We start from the raw sequence: 21,886 nt of genomic DNA, 5'->3' as shown, positions 1-21,886 counted from the left end.
GTTCTGGTAAAACTTCTGGCAGTTTGTCAGCTAAGGCACTTAAGGCACTGGCACGAAAATACTCATCTTGAATCGCCCTGGTAGCAACAAGGGCTTTTTGCAATGCTAATTCTTGAAGATTTGGTGGCAAATAATTGACTAGTTCTCTCAGCGAGTCGATTTTCTCTCGTGGTTCTGGTTTTTGCAGAGCATAAGCTAGTCCTTGTTCGGGAGTCCACATCTTGTTTTTGACCAACGCTACTAGCAGATTTGCTGGTAGATTAGCTGCCAAACTATTCATCGATGCAGTAATCAAAGCATAACGACACTGCAAGCCTAGTGTTGATTCAGCCCGATTCGCTTCTGCTAGTTCCCAGGCACGAGAAATATCTGTGATGTAACCGCCAGTTTGTGCCAATTGTTCTCGCACTTCGTACCAGCCATTGCTTCCAGTTGCCGACTCTTCCCGTAATAACTTGTGAATCTCTTCTAACTGTCCAGCTTTTTCCAAATGCCAAACTAAATACTGATGAATGTAACCATCATTGGGCAAGGTATGCCATAAACCATTCTCGGTTTTCTGCCGATATTTCTCCAACAAACCAGCGTGAGCATCAGCAAGGTTTAAACCCAACCCAGCCAAATCTCCTGGGCGCTTTAGCTCAGAGGGAGCAGTTAACAAATTACAAGCTAAATCGTGGAATAAGTCATGTAAGCGATAGGTAGGCATACCATCAGCAAGCGGTACTCCTGTTAATAGCAATGCTTTATTCCGTAAATATTGCAACATCTTGGCAGCATCACGCTTATCCATCTGCCACAGCGTTGCCGCCATCATCTTATTAATGTTGACATCCTCCGGCAATACCCCTAACCAAGAGAAATGCTGCTGCTTTTCTGGTGGCATTCTCTTGACACTCAAATTTAATGATGCGGTTAAACTCAGGCGTTTTAAACTAGCCTCATCAGTAATTTCTTCGGCTTCCGGTCGGTCAAAACTTGTTAATCTGGCTACTTCTTGCTGAATATCCGCCAACAGTTCATCCCAAGTCGTACCACAAACAACTTCGGCGGCTGCAAGTTCCAATGCTAGGGGAAGATAACCAACACCTTTGGCTAAATTTTCTGCTGAGTGACGTTCTGTGCCTGTAATCTCGCGTCTTAATTTCTTCGTCAGCAATTCCATTGCCTGGTGTGGTTTCATTATATCCAGACTGTAGATGCTGGCTGCTAAGGCATCTGCAATCAAACCTTCACGAGTAGTTACTAAAACTTGACAACGCGCCCCACCAAAATTAAATGCTCGTGCATCTTCGGTATTCCAAGCATCATCCACCACCAGCAACACAGCTTTGTCATAAAGCAGAGTCCGCAAATGCGAGGAAGTTGCTTCAACACTTGTAGGTTTAAAGCTATAGTCTGCTAATGCTTGCACCCAGCCACTAAGTAAAGAAAGGACATTGGGTTGTTGACCTAATGTTGCCCAAAGAATGCCATCACAAAAACGAGATTGTATTTCTGCATCATGGGCTAAAGCCGCAGCTAAAGTAGATTTGCCCACCGAACCCAAACCGTGAATCGCAGTAATTACCAAAGTGCGACTATCAGACGACGAACCATTTAAAAGACGAGTCTTTAAATCATCGCTGTATTCTGGGCGTTCTACAAAGTATGTGGGTAAAGGTGGCGCTTGAAACAGAGTAAGTTTTATTTGGGGTACAGTAGCAACACCCTCATCTTGGGTGGAATTGGCTGCTAATTTTTTCGATTTCTTTGGTCTATTCTTTTCCCACGCTTCATCAAACCCTTTCAGGTTCTTCTCTCTATCCTTTGACCATAGCTTTAAAGTAAAGCGCCAGTCATCAGAACCTTGAGTTTGGAGACGGTTATCTTCCAGAATCTTCAAAAAATCCTTGAGCAAATTCAGCGCTTCTCGAATTTGCGCTTTAGTTAATTTGCCAGGATATTTATCTTTTTGCGTCAGCAACTCCAACGTGACTAATGTAGTCTGCACAGTCAGCTTGGGGTTAACGCTGTCTGCTTCTTTCCAGTCGTACTCAATTTTAAAGTTACCGTCCCCAAATTCCACATCGACAAAACAAAGCAACGCCTCTAGCAGACGCTTGACTCGCTTTTGAATCTGAGGCCCATAGGTAGTTCGTGGCATTACATCCAAAAAATTGAGTAAGAAGTTTGGGGCTACCCCAGATTGAAACTACCACCCCAAACTCATGTAATCCAGATTCTAAGGCATTTTCAGCGACATTGGGGTATTTGCTTAGGGACACAACCCCAAAGAGAACCTATATCTAGAGCAACTCTTTGGGGCATAACCAAATGCAAGTCCGTCAAATTCTCGGTAAAACCATTGCTTTGTTGCTGGCAATGCAACTATTCTTGATTGGCTTCCAAGCTAAAAGCCAGATTGACCAAGGTAAATCATCCATTGAAACGTTGATTTGGATGACTCAACAATATATTTCAGTGCTGGTTAAAATTCGCAGCTTGCAGGAGAAAAGGGAGGAAACCGATTCTCAAAAGTAAAAGATGAAGTGCTAGGTGTGTTAACGGAACGCCGTAACGCACCTACGCTGAATAAATCATCATAAAGACGCGATAAATCGCCGTCTCTACAATCAGTCTTTTGTAGAGACGGCGATTCATTGCGTCTCCTGTCTTAATTCACGTCACGTTAAAAAATTAAGACTCCATCTCTGCCAATTCTAACCAGCGTTCAGTCGCCACATCGATCGCGTGCTTGAGCTTTTCCACATGATCGTACAATTTCTGCACTTGGCTATAATTCCCCGGTGAGACATTCGCCAGTGTTTTCTCAGTTTCCGCCTTCTCAGCCTCTAACTCGGCAATTTTACCTTCCAACTGCTCAAATTCTTTCTTTTCCCAATTAGATAATCTCCGCCGCTTGGTATTATCTACCTCCTTGGGTGAAGCCGCACCATTTTGCACTTCAACATTTTTAGGCTTCTCCTTAGCGTTCGCAGCCTGTAGCTGTGCCTCTTCAGCCTTCTTATAATCCAGATAAATCGAGTAATTACCTGGATATTGCCGCAGATTACCGCCTTCCTCAAAGGAAAATACTGTGTCGATGGTGCGATCGAGAAAGTAGCGATCGTGAGAAACTACAATTACACACCCGACAAAATCTTCTAAATAATCTTCTAATACTGCCAATGTCTGCACATCTAAATCGTTTGTCGGTTCATCTAAAATCAAGACATTGGGGGCACTCATCAAAACCCGCAACAGAAATAAACGGCGTTTTTCCCCACCCGAAAGTTTACTAATTGGGGCATACTGCTGATTACCAGGAAACAAAAACCGCTCTAACATTTGCGAAGCAGTAATTTGAGTACCATCGGTAATTTTGATAAATTCTCCTTCTTCTTTGATGTAGTCAATCACGCGCTGATTTTCATTCAATGCTGTGAGCAATTCTTCCGAATGCTGGTCAAAATAACCGATGTGAATTGTTGTCCCAATTTCTGCAACACCTGAATCTGGCTGAATCTGACCAGTAATAATATCCATTAAAGTGGATTTACCAGCACCGTTAGCGCCGATGATGCCAATGCGGTCTTCTGGACTAAATTCGTAGGTGAAATTATTAATCAGGGTGCGCCCATTGTATGCTTTGGAAACGTTATTTAATTCAATAACCTTTTTGCCAATGCGACGACCAACTGTCGAAATATCAACTTTACCCTGAACTTGTTTAAATTCAGTATCCCGCAAAGCGTGAGCGCGGTCAATTCTCGCTTTTTGCTTGGTACTTCTGGCTTTGGGCCCTTTTTTCAGCCATTCCAACTCGCGCCGCAATAAGCCTTGGTGTTTACGTTGACTACTTACAGCAGATTCTTCAGCTAAAGCTTTCTTTTCGAGGTAATATGAGTAGTTACCTGTATAGGTGTAAATGTCGCCTCGGTCGATTTCAATAATCCGGTTGGTAACGCGATCTAGAAAATAGCGATCGTGAGTTATCAGAAAAAGTGCGCCGCGATAACGATTTAAGTAACTTTGTAACCATTCTACAGAAAGAGCATCAAGATGGTTTGTCGGCTCATCCATGAGCAAAACATCTGGTTCTGAGAGCAAGGCTGATGCTAAAGCAATGCGTTTGCGATAGCCTCCAGATAAAGTGCCTATCTTGGCATCAAAGTCAGAAATTCCTAATTTTGTCAGGATGATTTTGGCATTAGTTTCTAGTTCCCAAGCATCATTTGTATCCATCTGTTGCATCACCACGGAAAGGCGAGACATCAGTTGGCTATCATCTGGATAGTGAGCCAATTTATCTGAGAGTTCTTCATACTCACGCACTATAGCAATATGTTCGCCACTGTCAGCAAAAACTTGCTCTAAAACTGTGTGATTTTCATCTAAATCTGGTTGCTGCGGTAAGTAGATAATTTTAGAACCGGAGTTGATTAAAATTTGACCGCTATCAATGGATTCTAAACCCGCGATCATTTTTAATAGAGTTGATTTACCCGAACCGTTAGTACCAATTAAACCCACTTTATCGGTAGCATCGAGGCTAAAGCTAGCATCTTTTAAAATTTCCTTGATGCCAAAGTCTTTTTTAACTGACTGTAGTGTAATAATACTCATAAGATTGAAGTCATTAATTATTTTTCATTAGTAAGTAGGCAAGGCAAATACCTTACCTACATTGCTGAATTCTATACGAATAAGTCCAAGGGAAGGTGTCCATACATTTCGTTGATTCCATCTTCGTCATAAGACTGACAAGATACTAATACACCACGATGATGTCCAGAGTACGAATCTAGATAACACAAACCATTTTTGCCATTTAATTTGATATAAACTGGGCCTTCAGGTGTAGATAAATTGTTGGGTGGTTCATAACCCAACGCCAGAGAATAGGTTTTCATTGCCAATATTCCTTCTTCTGCTGTATCAGCACAAATTCCTAAAATTTGGTAATCAGCAAGCTTGGTGATCAAAATTAGGGCATTACGAATCACTACTTTTTCTGATGAGTTGAGGATAGGGGCAATGTCTAGACAGTTGAATTTGTTCAGTAATTTTTTCGCTTCTTCGGCGGTGAGATTTTGAGGATTGGAGGTTGACATAAACTTCGATTATTGTCTTGTTGGTTTTTCTGTTGTGTTGGAGTTGGGACTAGCCCAACTTATACAATCTTGGATTTTAGATTGGCAATTGTCCAAGTGTTGTAAAATTTCTCTGAGATCAGAGCAAATTCCATAATTTTAGAGCTTGTTATCTCATGCCCACTTCCCTTTTACGGCTGATTTTGGACATTCCCAAGGTTGAATATGAAGGGGACACCGTTTTTTGAGTCGCTACCCATAACGAGGACTTTGGGCATTTGAGCGCCGCCAGTTCTCCAAGCTTCAATTGCTTCTTTTTGCAGAACCAACTGCCCTCCTTGGGCTTTGAGTGTCTCTGCTAAGAGTCTTTGAGCTTCTGCTCTACCTTTGGCGCGATTAATGTCTGCTTGTGCTTCTTGTTCAGCTTCACGTGCTACATAAACGGCTCTTTGCGCTCGTTGTTCAGCAATTTGTTTTTCTTCGACTGCTCTGGCAAATTCTGGTGAGAATGCTAAATCAACTACACTAGTATCTAATACAATTATCCCATATTTGTCTAAGCGATCGCCTAACGCTTGATCAAAATCTTCTTTCAATTCACTTCTTTTGGTAATCGCTTCTTCTACTGTTCTTCTAGCTGCGGCAATTTTAAATGCTTCTTGTGTCTGAGGGGCAATGATTTTTGATACAATATTCTCCAATGTTCCTTGTTTCCTTCTCACCTCAACTACCTTTATCGGATCGAGGCGAAAGTTAATCGCAAATCTCGCAGATAAGTTTTGCAAATCTTTAGTAGAACTCTCTGCTGGTACTTCAAATTTTTGCACTGTTAAATCATACACATCTATCACGGTGATAAAAGGCGGTTTCACGTGAATACCTTCCAATAAAGCGCCATCTCTGGCTTTACCCAAGATACTTATCACTCCTGCTTGTCCTGGGTTAATAATGATAAAGGAGTTTAACCCGATAATCACTAGTATTGCTAACACAATTCCCAAAACTGTGGTTTGCCAATTTCCGAATTCCTGATTTTTCAAGTTCTTCTCTCCAATATTGAGTGCTGAGTGCTGTTAGCCGTAGCGGGGCGTTTAGCCCGTGCTGAGTTAGGAGTTAGGAGTGATTATTCTACTTATTGTCTCCAATTCCCAGTCCCCAATTCCCAATCCCCAGTCTCCAGTCCCCAATTTAAGTGTCTCATTAGTCTGTTTGAATCAATCTTCAGACTCAGAACTCAGGACTCAGAACTTTGTTCCGTGGTAATATCAGTGACATGAAACAGCAAAAAGCCGTGGCTACTGTATTCAAATCTCATTGGGTATTAAGAAGGCGTAAACATTCAACGCATCCTCTCCGGCGTTTACTTGAGTATGGACACCAGTATCGTAAACAAATTTGGCTGGCGACTACTTATTCTATCCTCAATACATTTTTGATTTTAGACGAAGCTACCTCGGCGGTGGATAATGAAACAGAAGTGGCAATCCAGCGATCGCTAGAACGGATTACAGTAGATAGAACTACAATTGCGTAGGCAAAGCCCGCCGTAGGCATTGCTCATCGTCTTTACACCATCCGCAATGCCCATTGCATTTATGTCATGGAACATGGGAAATTAGTAGAGTCGGGAACCCACGAGCAATTGCTGGAGAAAGACGGAATCTATTCCGGCCTCTGGCTTGTACAGTCAGGCTTAAGATAACTTTCCCCCTTCTTTGTGTTTTAATTACGAATTACGAATTACGAATTACGAATTATTTATGTTTTTTGGTAATAGTCAACCAGAATCAGGTGATACTAAGTGGCGTCGCCAGTTGGATAAGTTTGTCAAAGCAAATCAGCAAGAGTTGGCGGCGCTGTTTTGGGGATTGTGGTTAGCAAATGGTGACAGTCAAGGTACTGTTGGTATTGATTTGCAACCAACGCCGCATTTTGTTTATTGTCCGAAAGAGCAGATAGAGAATTTAAATATTAGAGTTGAAAATCGGCTTCAGGAAATTTTGGGAATTGTGGAGAATCACAAACCGGATGTGGAAGTTGTGATGATTGGGATTGGGAAGGGGGAAATTAAGTTAATTCAGTTTGCACCGGAACCAGCACCACCGATTTGTTTTGAGCAAGCTGGTAAGGATGTGGATGGGTTATTGGATGTGCTGGAAGAGAGGATGAGGGAGGAGTTGAAGTTATAACTAACTAATACCAATTCTTTATGAAGCTGCATAGAATTCGATCCCCCCTAGCCCCCTTAAAAAGGGGGGAATTCAAAGTCCCCCTTTTTAAGGGGGATTTAGGGGGATCAAGATATGTGCAACTTCACATTAAATTGGTATAAGGCTTATTTATTTGTATAGCAGAGTTGTTTTTAATCTTCAGGCTTTTTAAAATGAGTCGTAAGATTTCAGATATTATTCTCATTGGGCCAATTAGTACAGGTAAAAGCACCCTTGGAAAACTCCTTGCTCATAAGTTAGGGATTCCACAGTGTTCTATAGACGATGTACGATTGCATTATTATAAGGAAATAAATTATGATGAGGAACTGGCAAAGAAAATAAGAGAAAAAGAAGGATTTCAAGGTATTTATCGTTATTGGAAACCCTTTGAAGCTTACGCGGTTGAAAGAGTACTTTCTGAATATAGCAGTTGTGTTATTGATTTTGGTGCAGGCCATTCTGTTTATGAGGATGACGAACTTTTCAGACGGGTACAACAAATTTTAGAGCCATATATAAATGTTGTGTTGATTCTTCCTTCTCCAGATTTAGAAGAATCTATCCAAATACTTAACGAACGCAATGGTGGGATTATTAGTAATGGGTTTGATTTGAACGAATATTTTGTTAAGCATCATTCAAATTATGATTTAGCAAAGTTTGTTGTTTATACAAAGGGTAAATCACCTGAAGAAACGCGGGATGAAATACTTAAAATTGTAAAGCTTTAAAACTGATTATCTTTTAAGTGTCTCTTCTAAATGGGTTACAGCTTTAGCAAATATCTTATCTGCTAGGCTATAATCCCGCGATGAGTATCTAGTTTTCTGTTTTATAACGCAAAGGGAAGCGCAGATAAATGCAAAGAAACGCGGAGGGAGAGAAATAACTCTGCGCTTATATAGGAATCCGCTTTGATTTCTGAACGAATTTGCGTAGACAGGCAATAGGCAACAGGCAACAGGAAAGAAGGCTTCTTAGTTGTACTGAGTTTTTTCACCAAATCAAATATGAGTCCTATAGAAGTATTTTTTGGTCGGATACTAGAGAGAATCTTAGCGAATTGCGAAGTTATTGTGGGTATTGCACAACCGACTTTTAGAGAAACTTACTCACACGAGAGAAAATACTCTAATTGGGGAAACCTAATAAATGTGAAGGGTGCTAAAGTACCCGCGTCGTTTTCCCTCATTGCTTGAAAGCCAGAGGGTTCCTAAACTTCCGTGAGGTTTTATGAAAGAGATCAAAAATAAAATTACGAATAAATTAGAACGACTATTGGAACAATGGTTAGTACCTCGTCTGGTACGGTGGGGAGAATATCTAGAAACCAAAATCAGGCGCTACAAGCATCAAGAACTGAAGAGTCAATTAAAATTTAGTGGCTCAGGTCTGCGATTTAAGCGAGACTTGAGAATTGAACACCCGCAAAATGTATCTCTGGGAAATAAAGTCTACATTGGACAGGATGTCATATTAGATGGACGTGGCGGAATTACAATTGGCGACAATACAACACTTGGATTTAACGTTGTTATTCTCTCTGCAAATCATGACTATCAAAGTAATGATTTGCCTTATGAACATAATGTCTATATTCATAAACCTGTAGTTATCGGTCGCAATGTTTGGATTGGTGGAAATGTTCTTATTGTTCCAGGAGTTTCCATTGGAGATGGTGCAATTGTGGCGGCTGGGACGGTTGTAACTGCTAATGTTGAACCTTTAGCAATTGTTGGAAATCAACGGATGAGAACAATTAAATACCGTGACAAAGAACATTACGAACAACTTGCCAATAAGCAAGAGATTCAACTTCCTTTAGAGTAATTCAAGGTAAGTTTTCAGGTTTGATGGTTGGAATTTCGCGGGGGTAATGCCTGGAGTAGACTTTCTGTCCCTAACTGCACCTCGATACGATGGCGAATATAACTATCAGGATGAGTTTTAGCGATCGCAATCGCCTCTGGTATAGAATGTCTAAGTTCATCGGGATAAAGTAATGGATCTAGTACAAGACTAGGAATAATACTGCGGCGCACTTCGACGCTAGAATTTTTCACGAACTCTCTCAGAAACAGGCAGCGCTTACGTAGCTGAATATCAGCTAAAGCATCATAAGCTGCCTGTGACTCTGGTGTTGCGTACTCTTTACTAAAGCTGGGAACTTCTCTATCAAAGCGTAAGGAAACCTGTGCCCAATATAGTGCGTTTACCGCCCCTGCTTTCTCGAAATTTGACCCATGCTCAACAAAATCTAGCAACGCTTCATTGACGAGGCGATGACCGAAAGCAATCACACATGGCTCTACGAATGAACGATTAAAGCTGGGATTTCTTTCATAAATAGCAGCACGGATTAGAGGAGAAAACAGCGCTTCTTTAAGTTGCTTGTGAGCAGATTTAGTGACTTTGTTGACCATGAAGACAACAAACAATTTACGTTGTTCATCTGCAAGTGCTTGTATAAACCAACTAATATCTTCTTCAGATGCACTTAAAAAACGCTGCCTAGTCTCAGACCATAAACTTTTCAGAGTTTCATCACCTAAATCAGTTCCCAGCGCTGCTAGGTAGCGTACACAATAGTCATCCCAGCTATTATTTAGTCTGCTCATCTTGTTAGAGAATAAAAGCGATCGCCTTCAGCATAGCTTCACTGAAGTCAATCAACTTAAACTAGTGGTCTGTCAAATTCATTTGGACGGTTAGAGAGACGCGATAAATCGCCGTCTCTACAAGGAATTTATCCATCAATTATTTATTGACAGACTACTAGAGGCCACAATTGGATTCGCACGCTTAACTTGAGGTGTTGCAATCATCCGCATTCCGGCGGGTGCGGCTAAAGTTAAACCACGGCGCACAGGACGCACGGGACGTTTATTCACTAGCGATACTTGAAATTCTGACAAAACAGTTGCCAAGACGATTTTCATTTCATACTGAGCAAATGCCATCCCAATACAGCGACGATTACCGCCACCAAAGGGTAAATATTCATAAGGTGAATATTGTCTTTCTAAAAAGCGTTCTGGTTTAAATTGCTTGGATTGTGGGTAAACTTCTTCCCGATGATGCGCTAAATAAATACTAGGAATTATTGCCGTTCCTTCTCGCAGTTCGTAGCCCATAATGGTAATTGGAATCTTCACAACCCGCCAGAAAGCATTCATGGCAATTGGGTAGATTCGCAATGTTTCTTGGCAAACTGCTGTCAGATAAGGCAATTTAGCTACACTACTTAAATCTGGGTTAACTCCAAGGGTGTTAAGTTCTTGTAGCAATTTCTCCCGCACCTCTGGTAAATGGTCAATCCAGTAAAAAGCCCATGTCAATGCAGAAGTGGTAGTTTCATGTCCTGCAACTAGCAACGTCATCAACTCGTCGTGTAATTCTTCATCTGACATCCCTTGACCATCGTCATAACGAGCGGCCATCATCAAACTGAGGATATCTTGGCGATTTTGATCAGATTCAGCCCGACGTTCTCGAAGCAAAGCGTAAATCAGTTGATCAATTTTTTGCCGTTGTTGGAGAATCCTACCCCACGGACTCCACGCACCGAAATCTTTTTGTATGAACCGGAAAAAGAAGGCGGTGGACATTATGGGTGAAGTAATGAAGTCTAGTAAGTCACTTAGCGATCGCCTCAGTTCTTCAAAATGCTGTCCATCATTCAAACCAAATACAACCCGCAGAATAACACGCAGGGTGATTTCTTGCATCGACTCACGGATATTAAAAGGCTTGCCAATTTGCCATTCATTACTCACCTGTCGGGTTATTTCCCGAATTTCCTCGCCATAAGCCCGCATCCTTTCGCCATGAAAGGGAGGAGCTAAGAGTTGCCGTTGCCGTTGGTGGCGATCGCCATCTGATAACATAAAGGAGCGATCGCCAAGCAAAAATCTTAGTCCTATATTTCCCCTGCCAACCTCAAAATGGCTGGAATCAGCAGTAAAAATCTGCTCTAGTGCTTGGGGTTGACTAAAATATACTAAATGGTTATCAGAGCGATTACTCCTGATTGTGAAAGTGTCACCGTAGATTTGGGCAAAATCATCTATATATTTCACTGGCTGAGTAATAAACTTGATCATCCTTCGCCAGCGCGGCATTTGAGGCCCATCAGGCAAATTGTAAGTTACTGTCATAGGAATTTGTGGAATTGATGGCTGATGAATTTTATTGTTACGAGTTTTCATGTTATTTAGGGACACAGAAAGCGGTATATTCATCAATGGAGAGTAGGCAGTGGGCATAGGGGGAGTAGAGAGTGGAAAAAAAGGATAATAACTAATTAACTCCTAATGAATAACTCACTACTCATCCTTCATCAAAAAATCCCACAACCAAACATAAAACAGATTTCTTTCCCTACTCCCCACTCCCTACTCCCTTTTTCTAGCTAAAGCAGTGCCAAAAATCATCGCTATTCTCAACGGTAAAGGAGGAGTCGGTAAAACGACTACCGCAGTCAATCTGGCTGCAAACTTTGCGAAGAAAAAAAAGGTGCTGCTGATTGATGCAGATATTCAAGGTTCTGCCAGTTGGTGGTTTGGGCGCAGTCAGCAGGGAATGGGATTTGATTTATCTCAAGAAACAGATCCAACACTTTTAGGTAATTTAGGTAAGATAACAGGTTACGATTTAGTAGTGGTGGATACGCCTCCCGCCTTGCGCTCTGAAGCATTAATAGCGGTAGTTGCGATCGCAGATTATCTAGTTTTGCCTACACCCCCATCTGCAATGGATTTAGCAATCCTCGTGGAAACAGTCAAGGAAGCCGTAATCCCTTTGGGAACCCCCCATCGGGTATTGCTCACCAAAGTCGATACGCGCAGTCTGGGGGAAGCACAAGAAGCAAAAAATACTCTGACTCGCTTAGGTATTCCTACTTGTAATACCTTCATCCGTGCCTATAAAGCTCATGAACGAGCAGCACTTGAAGGTGTAGCGATTACTCAATGGCGAGGAGGAAACGCACGGGAGGCGGAATTAGACTACCGCCGTGCAGCTGATGAATTACAGCGTGATTGGAGAAAATAATAATGGCTAGGAAACAAAGTCTCTCTGACTTACTACAAGAAGAGGCGCAAAAATTTACACCCCCAGAAGGTGAATCTGCGATCGAAGTTACAGCAGAAAAAGTTGTCGAAGAACAGGCTGCATCTGATGAGGAATCGTTAGGACAACCACTTGAACCAGCTTCTACTAAGCGCACAAGTCCTACTAAGGCTGATCTAGAAGCAACTGTCAAAGAGTTGACAAGTAATTTAGAAACAAGCCACAAAAAAGAAGCATCTCTTGGACAAGAAATTACTGATTTGCAATCAAAATTATCTAAACAAAAAACCTTTGTATCAGAACAAAAATCATTACTAGAACAGCTAACAAAAGAACTTGACGAAACCAAAAAAGCAGCACTGCAACTTGCAGAGGCAAATTCCCAGCTTATAGAAGAAATTAATGCTTTAAAACAAACAGCAGAACAAAAAGCAGAAGAGAAATCTAAACTTGCTGTAGCTGCAAAAGAAACTAGTGCGATAAAACCAGTAAAAGACCACTACAATCCACTTAACTACAAAAAATCACATCGTTCATCAGAAACACTTGCTCAAGCTCAACCTCAGAATCAACCAAATGAGTATCCCGATAGTTCTAATGAGATGTGGTTACTTGACTAAAATCGATACCATTTCTTTGTGAAACTGTACAAAATCAGACTTGTACAACAAGGGGTTTAAGCCCCTTTTTCTATACAAACTCATAGATGATCGGTATTATGCCTACTATAGGATAATATGCTTGGGTTATTGGTGTAGATAATTGATTTTTCAATACCCAATAAATCGCCGTCAAAACGAAAGACTAATTATTGTATAGACGGCGATTTATCGCGTCTTTGTGATGATTTGATCGCAAAAAACCTTAACCGATTTAAACTCGAAAGTCTAAAATATGCTCCGCGGTGATTTGTGGTTGTTCCAGGTGTGGAAGATGACCACAATCTTGAATCCAGGTAAGAGTACTATGTGGAATTGCCATTTTAAATCTCATGGCATCCCCAGTACCCAAAATTTTATCGGAATCGCCCCACAAAATTAGCGTTGATTGCACAATTTGTGATATTGTTTCAACTCTAAAAGCACTGTAACCACCACTTTTAGTAAAAGAAATCAGAGCTTGATTCCAACTCGGCATTTGTAGATGTAATGCTCCACAACATAACGCATCGACAGAAGCAAGACTTTGATTTTTATATCCAAGGCGAGAAACGCGATCGCGCACCTTCAGATTACTCAAAAACTGAGTTGCTAAATAATCCAACGGGGGAAACATAAATTTACTCAATGGGGAACCACCCGCCAACCCTGCACTATCAATTAACACCAGCTTTTTTACCACTTCCGGGTAAGCCAACGTAAAATCAATTGCCGTCGCACCCCCCATTGAAGCGCCCACTAAAATTACAGGTTGGTTAATTAGGCTTTTCCAGAAATAATAAAGATGGGTTTTAATCGCAGTTGGGCTATAGGCAATTCCTGAAAGTCTATCTGTAAACCCAAAACCCAATAAATCCACTGCCCACGTTTCATTATCTTTTGAAAGTAGTGGCAAAAGCCGCCGAAATTCTAATACAGAACTGTCAAAGCCGTGAATTAATAAAATCGGAGTGCCACCACTCCCTTGCTTGACAAATGTTGTGGTAATTGCTTGATTAGTTAAAGGAGTAGCGATCGCAGCAGTTTGAATACTCTGAGCTAGTGCGATCGAGGCTGGTTCTGTAAGTTGCTCAACTGCCGCAGGAAGAAAATTCGGAAACATAAATTTTAGTTTATCGTACTAGCCTGTCTCCAGGCATAACTGATTTTGTTAAACAATAAAGTTACACAACCTAAGAGTATGTTTGAAAAGGCCTCTTCTCGGTATCAAAAGTTTTAGATCCCCCTAAATCCCCCTTAAAAAGGGGGACTTTAATTCCGGTTCCCCCCTTTCTAAGGGGGGTTAGGGGGGATCAACAAGTGCCTAAAATCACAGACAATTACTTTTCAAACATCCTCTAAGATGCTGAAGTATTATTTGTAATTTATATATAAAACATAAGTCAGGTAATATCAAAATATTCTAACTCCCAACAGACGCGATTAATCGCTTACAGGACAGACACAATTAATCGCCTCTCTACTCTCCAAAAAAATTATGGCATCAAAGAAAGTTTTCCAAAATGTCAAAATGGGGACTAAACCCACGTACAATTAAAATCGCTTATCCCTTAATCCAGGAGCTAATGCCATGCCAATGGCGGTTGGCGTAATTGAAACTTTAGGTTTTCCTAGTGTCTTAGCAGCAGCAGATGCAATGGTCAAAGCTGCCGCAGTCACAATTGTGTATTATGGTCAAGCGGAAAGTGCCCGCTTGTTAGTTGCCGTCCGGGGACACGTTTCGGAAGTAAATAGAGCTGTTGAAGCCGGAATCGTAGCTGGAGAGCAAGTCAAGGTTGGTACAGTAATTACCTACTACGTTGTTCCTAATCCCCCGGAAAATGTGGAAACCATATTACCAATCCATTTCACTGAAGAATCAGAACCTTTCCGCATGTTCTAAGCAATTTTGCTATCAAAATCTGTAGCGAAGCTTCGTACAATTAACTTGTAGCCCCCATATCGTTTATTCATACAGGAGATTAATAATGTCATTACAGGCAGTTGGAGCACTCGAAACTAAAGGTTTTCCTGCGGTGCTAGCAGCAGCAGATGCTATGGTAAAAGCTGGTCGAGTCACCCTCGTTGGTTATATCAGAGTAGGTAGCGCTCGCTTTACAGTTAATATTCGTGGCGATGTTTCTGAAGTAAAAGCCGCTATGGCTGCCGGTGTTGAAGCCGCAGAAAATGTTTTTGGCGGTACACTTGAATCCTGGGTAATTATTGCTCGTCCCCATGAAAACGTTGAAGCTGTTCTGCCAATTGGTTACACAGAACAAGTCCAAGGGTATCGAGAATCTGTAGAAAATCCCATTGTTAGATCAAACAATCGATAGATTCAACATCCTGTGGGGGAATTCAAAATTTAAAACGAAGAATCTCCATAAATGAATTTAAAGAGAAGTTTCTTGTCAAGCTTCTGACTATCAAAACTTTAGGGGAATGCATTCTTTCTGTTTTTAGATTTTGCATAAGTTAAATTTTGAAGCAGAGGGAAAGCAACAGTCAGAGTCAATAGTCAAAATCAATATTGACTGTTGACTATTCATTGTTAAGAATAACTTGCCAATGTTAGAGGCGTAGTTGTGAGTAAAGCTAGTTTAAAAAAAGATAAATTTGCCTATTAATTTCTACTATCCAGAATAGTGTAGGCGTAGCCCGTCGTAGACATCGCCACATAGCATACTGGGGTTGATTCCACACTATAGCGATACTATTTATCCAAGAATCTATACAACTATCTTTTAAAACATCATCTTAAACGCTAATTGCCGTATATACACTTAATAAAATAACCTTAATACAATTCATTTAAGGCTTGATATTCCTTAAAAAAGCAAGGAATTAAGCCAATTTATCACAGGGGTTAGGGAATCTTACGAGGTTAAATATCATTAACACCAAGTATATTGAAATTTAACTAAGTATTGGACTAAGTAAAGGATTATAGAGTGTTGAAACTTATACGGGTGAAATACCGTCCGATATTGAGTTAAATTAGATTCGTTCCTCGTATATGTTACAAAATGTCAGATTTCCCCGATAAATCTAGTGCAAAGGTGTATCCTCACCACTCTAGGCGAATTTCTGTTCTCAGTTAAAAACATAACTTTACGAAAATTTAAAATTAGCATGATTTTCCTAAATGCTTGATAGGTATAGCTTTCGGGCATTTTGAAGTAAAAGCAAAACATCAATGTCGAAAGTTTCTGCATAATTTGAGTGAACTAAGACGTAATAAAAGTAGAATCACTGAGCTATTTTCATGAAATTCATGAAACACGGGGCAGCTGCCAGTTAAACAATTAGGTGAGACGAAGGGGGGTTGTGATGCAAACTTCAAAATTGAGTTTCGAGGAATGCAATCTCGCTATGAAAACGGATATAGAAAAACTGGCTATAGATTGGCAAGAACGATTGGCTGTGGAATGTCTAGAGCAAAATGAAGCTACTAGAGAAAGCATTATTCTCTGGCTGTTGGGATCTGACTCCAAACGGTTTGATCTGTTGAATCCGAAAGAACTCGATATCGCCAAGCAAGCGATGGAATATCGCTGGAGAATTTTACGTCAACGCTACTTGGGGCTAGGGCGAGAACGTGCTTATCGCAACTTGATCACCCGATTGGGGAGTTTAGTAACATTACGGAATAAGATTCAGACTTGGGTTTCCCTCAGCCGCGATCGCCAGCGCAGCGTAATGGATGTGTTACAAGAAGTACTCCAAGAATTATTGCAAAGCGATAGCCAGATGCAACAGCAAATGGCTGATATTGCCAAATATACAGCCGATAGACGATTGGGGGATGCTCTGCTATTTGCCAGTTTAGAAGAATATTGTTTGCGGCCAGTCCGCAATCAACCCCTATTAGCTTATCGATTTGTGAATTATTTGCGTCGCACTCAGCGCGGTGGCTTAACCCAAGTACCTAGCCGTGACTTGGTTCGACTCGTGTCAGAAGAAATTCTCACAGATGATAATGATAATCGAGTTAACTTAGTCGATAGTCAGGCGATCGCAGAATATCAAGAAGCACAACAACTAGAGGAACAACTTGCGCTACGCCAGTCAGTACAAAAAGAATTTGAAAATTATTTACAAGAAAATCTCGGAAAAGACGCCGTGGAATGGCTAAGACTGTATCTGCAAGGTAAGTCTCAGGAAGATATAGCCCAGAGATTAAATAAGCAGACTAAGGAAGTCTACCGTCTGCGAGAAAAAATTAGTTACCATGCTGTGCGTGTTTTTGCCCTCAAAGGGAAACCAGAACTCGTAGACAACTGGCTCTCAATTTCCTTGCAAGAACATAACTTGGGATTAACACAAAACCAATGGCAGCAACTTGATGAAAAATTGACTCCTCTAGGGCGGCAAATTCTAGACTTGCGGAAAGCGGGTAATTCAATAGAAGCAATAGCCCAACAGTTAAAACTCAAAACTCATCAAGTGTTAGGTGAATGGACAAAAATCTATCTTGCAGCCCAAGCTTTAAGAACCCAAGAGTAACCTGTAGTGGGGATAAGGGAGATGAGGGAGAAATAACTAATGTCCCATGCCCCATGCCCTAATCCTCAATATTATCCACAGTCTATAATCTAAAATTCATATTCTACTTACGTCTACTTAGGTATATATAATTGAAATTTTAACAATCGAACAAAGTATCTTTATTAACTACCTACTCAATTAGAGGCAAAATATTATATACATGAACACCAAGCAATCAAACCTATGTTGTCTTCAGAGGGCGAACTAACAGATACTACAGTAAATGATTCCCAGGTGCTAACCGCTACACAATTTAAGTGGGAGGAAGAAAGCGATCGCGAACAAATATTTCAACTGATTGATAGCCTTTTGTCCTTTGAAGCTTGCCTCTACCACCAGATTTTGCCCTTTGGATTAGAAGACAAAAACCTCTTGCTAGGTATGGTTCATCCACAAGACAGTGAGGCACTAGATTACGTTGGTCGCATTTTGTCTTCTATTAATTGCACAATGGTGATTGAGGCGATCGCAGCCGACGCTCACCGGAGAATACTGTCAGCCTACCTCAACCATAAGAATACATCTCAGCTAGATGCCCAACAAGTGCATCAATCAATAGCGGACTCTCCTTCAACAAATAGCCCAGCGGCCATTGCTGACACCCCTGTTCCTTTGCTAGATGCCGACTCGGAATTAAATCAGCAACCAATATTGATGGTGTTTCAGACACAAAAGCGTCAACATTCTGGGCAGCGCGTAGACTTGCCACCTATTCCAGAGCTAGACCAATTATCTCAAACTACGACGTTATTGACCCCTATTGAGAGCAATAATTCCGAAGCGACACCAAACAATTTACCGATTTTGCCCACGCAAGTTCCCGAACTACTTAGTCCAATTGAAGTGCTAAAAACACTACCACCTAAGAAATTACTAGAAGAATTACTAGGGCGAATCCTGGCTGGGGGAATTGGTCGGCTGTATTTAGAAAGACAAGCTTACGAAGGCAGAATACTGTGGAGTGACAATGGAGTTTTACAGTCTGTATTAGACAAACTGCCGCTCTCGGTTTTTCAAGGAGTACTGAATGAATTAAAGCGGTTTGCTTCCCTACCTATCACCACAGTTGCAGAACCAAAACAGGTAGAGAAAGAATACGTATATCAAAAAAACCGCTTATTATTGCGCTTGCGAGTCATGCCGGGAATCTACGGCGAAGAGGCAACACTCCAAGTGTTACGAGGAGCAGCATTAAAGTTCTATCAACAACAACAGTTGGCGCGTGTTGGCCGTGATGCTTTAGGAATTTCTCAACAACTAAGCTTAAAGTTACATGAACTACAAGAAAGGCTTTTACTGAATCCCAGCCTTGATTCTCAGCAATTAGAGGCTTTGGTAACCCTGAATCAACTAGTCAAAAATTTAGACCAACAGATCAAAATACTGGCACTAGATAGCAATCCACCAACAAACAGCAAATCATAAGTCTGTCAGTGAAACCGCTGATTTCGATCACATACATAATTGTTATGTTGTAATCGAAACTCTAGACCGATCAACCTTAGAGATTCATCTTCAATAAATACAAATTTTGCGATCGTATTCTGAGTAAGATTACGGTTTAAACAAACTTATAGTAGCAAAGTTAGTTTCCCACTCTTAAATCCATTTGTTGCAAATATTTCATGCTAACTGAGGTTTTTAGTGAACTTTTCCCCTTAATGAGTACAGCCAATCCACAGACCTTGGAATGGCTGCTCAACGTTGCAATTGAACATGAATACCCATCTGGGCGAGCCGTTGTCATGGAAGATGCCTGGGGTAACGCCGTTTACTTTGTGGTTTCTGGTTGGGTCAAAGTCCGGCGTACCGTCGGGGAAGATTCAGTAGCTCTGGCAATTTTTGGGCGTGGCGATTTTTTTGGAGAAATGGCAATTTTGGATGAATCTCCACGCTCAACTGATGTCATTGCCCTTTCATCCGTGAAATTGCTGAGTATTTCCAGAGAGCGATTTATTCAAATATTGTTTAAAGACCCGCAGTTACATCACCGGATGTTGCAACTGATGGTGCGGCGATTGCGACAAATTAACCTGCGCCTACAAATGCGGTCTTCACCACCAGCAGTCAAACTCGCCCATACCCTAGTGAGTTTAGGCGAAAGTTATGGTCAGGAATCAGACTTAGGAAGAGAAATTTTTAACATTCCCTTTAAAGATTTAGCAGAGGTGACAGAAATCGGCGTTGAAGAAACCGCCAAAATCATGGAAAAGCTGCATGAAAAAGGGTGGATAAAAATTGATAGCGCCAACAACATCACTTATCTTGTGAACTTCAAACAGTTGATGAACTTGGCTGGCAAAGTTTGATAAGAGGCAGGGGGCAGGGGACAGGGAGCAGGGGAAAAGAGACTTTTCCGATTTTTGCACAGATGCGGTAATCATAAGTGATTAACCGGACTTGATATAAAAGTCAAAAATTAAAAGGTAAATTTGTCATTATGGGAAAAATGACTCATCTACTATTACCTCAGCAAATAAGATGACTGAAGCAACAGCAATTCGTCCCAATACCTATGTCAAGGAAACTGGGCCAACGATTCATTACCTGGTGGCAATGTCTCAACCAGAAACCCATCTGTTTGAGGTGACTTTACGCCTTGTCAATCATCCCTCACCAATTCTCGATTTAAAACTGCCAGTGTGGACACCTGGCTCCTATTTAGTCCGGGAATACGCCAAGAATTTACAAGATTTTGAGGCTTTTGCAGAGGATAAGCCTTTACCTTGGCGTAAGATTAGTAAAAATCACTGGCAGATAGACAAAACGGGTGTTTCAGAATTAACTGTACGTTACCGTATTTTTGCCAATGAGCTATCGGTACGGACAAATCACTTAGATACTACCCACGGTTATTTCAACGGTGCGGCAATATTTTTTAGAATACCGGGCTGGGAAAAGCAACCCATTCGCGTCACCATTGTACCACCACGCCCGGAATGGCAAGTAACTACTGCTCTACCATCTGTTGCCGAGGAAACAAATACTTTCTTGGCTGGCGATTTTGATACTCTTGTTGATACTCCCTTTGAGATTGGTAGCCACCAATTGTATAAATTTGAAGTTTTGGGAAAACCCCATGAACTGGCAATCTGGGGGCAAGGTAATTACCAAGTTCAGCAGTTGATTGCTGATATCCAAAAAATTATCCAAGTAGAAGCGCAGATGTTTGGCGGTTTGCCTTATGAACGATATGTGTTTCTGCTACATTTATTTAGCCAAGCTTTTGGCGGTTTGGAGCATAAAGACTCTTGCTCCTTAATTTACCAACGTTTTGGATTTCGCACTCAGGAAAAGTACGATCGCTTTATCCAATTAGTTGCACACGAGTTCTTTCACTTGTGGAATGTCAAGCGAATTCGCCCAAAAGCATTAGAAGTTTTTGATTACGACCAAGAAAACTACACACCATCATTGTGGTTTTGTGAAGGTACTACTAGTTACTATGATTTGTTAATTCCTTTGCGGGCAGGAATTTATGATGTTAAGTCGTATTTGAATAACTTGGGTAAGGAAATTACCAGGTATGAAACAACACCGGGGCGCAAGGTACAACCCGTTTCCGAGTCGAGTTTTGATGCCTGGATAAAACTTTATCGCCCGGATGCCAATAGCGCTAATTCCCAAATTTCTTATTATTTAAAAGGAGAAATGGTATCGTTATTGCTGGATTTACTGATTCGCTCTACTCACGACAATCAGCGCTCCCTCGATGACGTGATGCTGAAAATGTGGCAGCAATTTGGGAAAGATGAAATTGGCTATACCCCAGAACAGTTGCAGGAAGTTATCGAATCTGTCGCCGGAATCGATTTGACTGATTTCTTTAAACGCTACATTGATGGCACTGACGATTTGCCTTTTAATCAGTACTTAGAACCCTTTGGCTTGCAGTTGGTAGCTGAACAGCAAGAAGAACCTTACTTGGGCGTGAGAATAAATACAGAGAATGGGCGGGAAATGATCAAATTTGTGGAGACTGCTTCACCAGCACAAGTAGGGGGAATTGATGCGGGTGATGAGTTACTAGCAATTGATGGGATTAAGGTAACGGGAAATAGTTTAAGCGATCGCCTGAAAGATTACCAACCAAACGATACCATCGAAGTCGCAGTTTTCCACCAAGACGAACTGCGTACCTATTCCATCACCCTAGCGTCACCACATCCCACTCGATATCAGGTAAAGCCTGTTGAGCATCCTGACTCCACACAGCAGCAAAACTTTGCTGGATGGCTTGGGGTTGCGATCGCAACTGTTTAATAAAGGCATTGGGCATTGGGCATTGGGCATTGGGCATTGGGCATTGGGCATTGGGCATTGGGCATTGGTTATTAATTCT

General features: G+C 41.3%; 18 protein-coding genes and 2 pseudogenes. 13 read left to right on the top strand and 7 right to left on the bottom strand.

The features are described 5' to 3' along the window. Positions 1 to 2,146, bottom strand: a 2,146-nt coding sequence (locus RRG12_RS37785) for an NB-ARC domain-containing protein (protein ID WP_420762732.1), incomplete at its 3' end; no start/stop codon positions are given. A 170-nt stretch (positions 2,147 to 2,316) separates the two neighbouring features. Here RRG12_RS37785 and RRG12_RS37780 point away from each other — a divergent pair. Next, a complete protein-coding gene (locus RRG12_RS37780) occupies positions 2,317 to 2,523 on the top strand; it encodes a hypothetical protein (protein WP_420762731.1) in 207 nt (68 codons plus the stop codon). A gap of 156 nt (positions 2,524 to 2,679) precedes the next feature. Here the strand turns inward: RRG12_RS37780 and RRG12_RS37775 are convergent, their stop codons facing one another. The 3 genes from RRG12_RS37775 to RRG12_RS37765 all read right to left on the bottom strand — a co-directional run bounded on the left by RRG12_RS37775 (position 2,680) and on the right by RRG12_RS37765 (position 6,115). Beyond that, on the bottom strand, positions 2,680 to 4,608 hold the full coding sequence (locus RRG12_RS37775; RefSeq protein WP_420762730.1) for an ABC-F family ATP-binding cassette domain-containing protein: 1,929 nt from the start codon (positions 4,606 to 4,608) through the stop codon (positions 2,680 to 2,682). Between the two features lie 71 nt (positions 4,609 to 4,679). Continuing rightward, positions 4,680 to 5,096 (bottom strand): DUF1824 family protein, encoded by a 417-nt coding sequence (locus tag RRG12_RS37770; RefSeq protein WP_420762729.1) that lies wholly within the window; start codon positions 5,094 to 5,096, stop codon positions 4,680 to 4,682. A gap of 170 nt (positions 5,097 to 5,266) precedes the next feature. Further along, positions 5,267 to 6,115, bottom strand: a complete 849-nt coding sequence (locus RRG12_RS37765; RefSeq protein WP_176726944.1) for a prohibitin family protein — start codon at positions 6,113 to 6,115, stop codon at positions 5,267 to 5,269. Between the two features lie 389 nt (positions 6,116 to 6,504). Here RRG12_RS37765 and RRG12_RS37760 point away from each other — a divergent pair. The 4 genes and pseudogenes from RRG12_RS37760 to RRG12_RS37745 form a co-directional block, all read left to right on the top strand. After that, a pseudogene (locus RRG12_RS37760) lies at positions 6,505 to 6,777 on the top strand (ABC transporter); the annotation flags it as partial. Positions 6,778 to 6,835: 58 nt separating this feature from the next. Beyond that, on the top strand, positions 6,836 to 7,264 hold the full coding sequence (locus tag RRG12_RS37755; RefSeq protein ID WP_181930443.1) for a hypothetical protein: 429 nt from the start codon (positions 6,836 to 6,838) through the stop codon (positions 7,262 to 7,264). A gap of 194 nt (positions 7,265 to 7,458) precedes the next feature. Further along, positions 7,459 to 8,019: a shikimate kinase gene (locus RRG12_RS37750; protein ID WP_420762728.1), complete on the top strand. Its 561-nt coding sequence runs from the start codon at positions 7,459 to 7,461 to the stop codon at positions 8,017 to 8,019. 502 nt (positions 8,020 to 8,521) lie between these two features. Then, a complete protein-coding gene (locus RRG12_RS37745; protein WP_420762727.1) occupies positions 8,522 to 9,118 on the top strand; it encodes an acyltransferase in 597 nt (198 codons plus the stop codon). A 14-nt stretch (positions 9,119 to 9,132) separates the two neighbouring features. Here RRG12_RS37745 and RRG12_RS37740 read toward each other — a convergent pair whose 3' ends face one another. Together RRG12_RS37740 and RRG12_RS37735 are read right to left on the bottom strand one after the other, a co-directional pair. Further along, positions 9,133 to 9,906 carry a hypothetical protein gene (locus tag RRG12_RS37740; protein ID WP_420762726.1) on the bottom strand — a complete coding sequence of 258 codons (774 nt, stop codon included), beginning with the start codon at positions 9,904 to 9,906 and terminating at the stop codon, positions 9,133 to 9,135. 135 nt (positions 9,907 to 10,041) lie between these two features. Next, positions 10,042 to 11,445, bottom strand: a complete 1,404-nt coding sequence (locus tag RRG12_RS37735) for a cytochrome P450 (RefSeq protein WP_420762725.1) — start codon at positions 11,443 to 11,445, stop codon at positions 10,042 to 10,044. Between the two features lie 262 nt (positions 11,446 to 11,707). Here RRG12_RS37735 and RRG12_RS37730 point away from each other — a divergent pair, with 262 nt between their 5' ends. Beyond that, positions 11,708 to 12,340, top strand: coding sequence for a ParA family protein (locus RRG12_RS37730; protein WP_069069153.1), 633 nt, complete (start codon positions 11,708 to 11,710; stop codon positions 12,338 to 12,340). Between the two features lie 2 nt (positions 12,341 to 12,342). Beyond that, positions 12,343 to 12,978: a hypothetical protein gene (locus tag RRG12_RS37725; RefSeq protein WP_420762724.1), complete on the top strand. Its 636-nt coding sequence runs from the start codon at positions 12,343 to 12,345 to the stop codon at positions 12,976 to 12,978. Positions 12,979 to 13,231: 253 nt separating this feature from the next. Here RRG12_RS37725 and RRG12_RS37720 read toward each other — a convergent pair whose 3' ends face one another. Then, complete coding sequence (locus tag RRG12_RS37720) at positions 13,232 to 14,119, bottom strand: alpha/beta fold hydrolase (RefSeq protein ID WP_420762723.1); 888 nt, start codon at positions 14,117 to 14,119, stop codon at positions 13,232 to 13,234. A 468-nt stretch (positions 14,120 to 14,587) separates the two neighbouring features. Between RRG12_RS37720 and RRG12_RS37715 the strand changes: the two genes are divergently transcribed. From RRG12_RS37715 to RRG12_RS37690, 6 genes and pseudogenes are all read left to right on the top strand, one after another. Further along, positions 14,588 to 14,899 (top strand): BMC domain-containing protein, encoded by a 312-nt coding sequence (locus RRG12_RS37715; RefSeq protein WP_069069150.1) that lies wholly within the window; start codon positions 14,588 to 14,590, stop codon positions 14,897 to 14,899. Between the two features lie 85 nt (positions 14,900 to 14,984). Then, on the top strand, positions 14,985 to 15,332 hold the full coding sequence (locus RRG12_RS37710; RefSeq protein WP_069069149.1) for a carbon dioxide-concentrating mechanism protein CcmK: 348 nt from the start codon (positions 14,985 to 14,987) through the stop codon (positions 15,330 to 15,332). Positions 15,333 to 16,326: 994 nt separating this feature from the next. Continuing rightward, positions 16,327 to 17,502 carry a HetZ-related protein 2 gene (locus tag RRG12_RS37705; RefSeq protein ID WP_420762722.1) on the top strand — a complete coding sequence of 392 codons (1,176 nt, stop codon included), beginning with the start codon at positions 16,327 to 16,329 and terminating at the stop codon, positions 17,500 to 17,502. A 225-nt stretch (positions 17,503 to 17,727) separates the two neighbouring features. Then, a pseudogene (locus RRG12_RS37700) lies at positions 17,728 to 17,988 on the top strand (pilus assembly protein PilB); the annotation flags it as partial. Positions 17,989 to 19,169: 1,181 nt separating this feature from the next. After that, positions 19,170 to 19,853 carry a Crp/Fnr family transcriptional regulator gene (locus RRG12_RS37695; protein WP_069069146.1) on the top strand — a complete coding sequence of 228 codons (684 nt, stop codon included), beginning with the start codon at positions 19,170 to 19,172 and terminating at the stop codon, positions 19,851 to 19,853. 172 nt (positions 19,854 to 20,025) lie between these two features. After that, positions 20,026 to 21,807, top strand: coding sequence for a M61 family metallopeptidase (locus tag RRG12_RS37690; protein WP_420762721.1), 1,782 nt, complete (start codon positions 20,026 to 20,028; stop codon positions 21,805 to 21,807). Positions 21,808 to 21,886 lie beyond the last annotated feature (79 nt).

The sequence above is a fragment of the Nostoc sp. CALU 546 genome, assembly GCF_048836525.1.
Note: the sequence above shows the minus strand (reverse complement) of the source record. Positions and strands in the feature narration are given on the sequence as shown.

Bases quoted from the DNA above. Each gene is read 5' to 3' on its own strand.
- RRG12_RS37780 (WP_420762731.1), top strand. From the start codon at position 2,317: ATGCAAGTCCGTCAAATTCTCGGTAAAACCATTGCTTTGTTGCTGGCA.
- RRG12_RS37775 (WP_420762730.1), bottom strand. From the start codon at position 4,608: ATGAGTATTATTACACTACAGTCAGTTAAAAAAGACTTTGGCATCAAG.
- RRG12_RS37770 (WP_420762729.1), bottom strand. From the start codon at position 5,096: ATGTCAACCTCCAATCCTCAAAATCTCACCGCCGAAGAAGCGAAAAAA.
- RRG12_RS37755 (WP_181930443.1), top strand. From the start codon at position 6,836: ATGTTTTTTGGTAATAGTCAACCAGAATCAGGTGATACTAAGTGGCGT.
- RRG12_RS37750 (WP_420762728.1), top strand. From the start codon at position 7,459: ATGAGTCGTAAGATTTCAGATATTATTCTCATTGGGCCAATTAGTACA.
- RRG12_RS37745 (WP_420762727.1), top strand. From the start codon at position 8,522: ATGAAAGAGATCAAAAATAAAATTACGAATAAATTAGAACGACTATTG.
- RRG12_RS37740 (WP_420762726.1), bottom strand. From the start codon at position 9,906: ATGAGCAGACTAAATAATAGCTGGGATGACTATTGTGTACGCTACCTA.
- RRG12_RS37735 (WP_420762725.1), bottom strand. From the start codon at position 11,445: ATGACAGTAACTTACAATTTGCCTGATGGGCCTCAAATGCCGCGCTGG.
- RRG12_RS37725 (WP_420762724.1), top strand. From the start codon at position 12,343: ATGGCTAGGAAACAAAGTCTCTCTGACTTACTACAAGAAGAGGCGCAA.
- RRG12_RS37720 (WP_420762723.1), bottom strand. From the start codon at position 14,119: ATGTTTCCGAATTTTCTTCCTGCGGCAGTTGAGCAACTTACAGAACCA.
- RRG12_RS37715 (WP_069069150.1), top strand. From the start codon at position 14,588: ATGCCAATGGCGGTTGGCGTAATTGAAACTTTAGGTTTTCCTAGTGTC.
- RRG12_RS37710 (WP_069069149.1), top strand. From the start codon at position 14,985: ATGTCATTACAGGCAGTTGGAGCACTCGAAACTAAAGGTTTTCCTGCG.
- RRG12_RS37705 (WP_420762722.1), top strand. From the start codon at position 16,327: ATGCAAACTTCAAAATTGAGTTTCGAGGAATGCAATCTCGCTATGAAA.
- RRG12_RS37695 (WP_069069146.1), top strand. From the start codon at position 19,170: ATGCTAACTGAGGTTTTTAGTGAACTTTTCCCCTTAATGAGTACAGCC.
- RRG12_RS37690 (WP_420762721.1), top strand. From the start codon at position 20,026: ATGACTGAAGCAACAGCAATTCGTCCCAATACCTATGTCAAGGAAACT.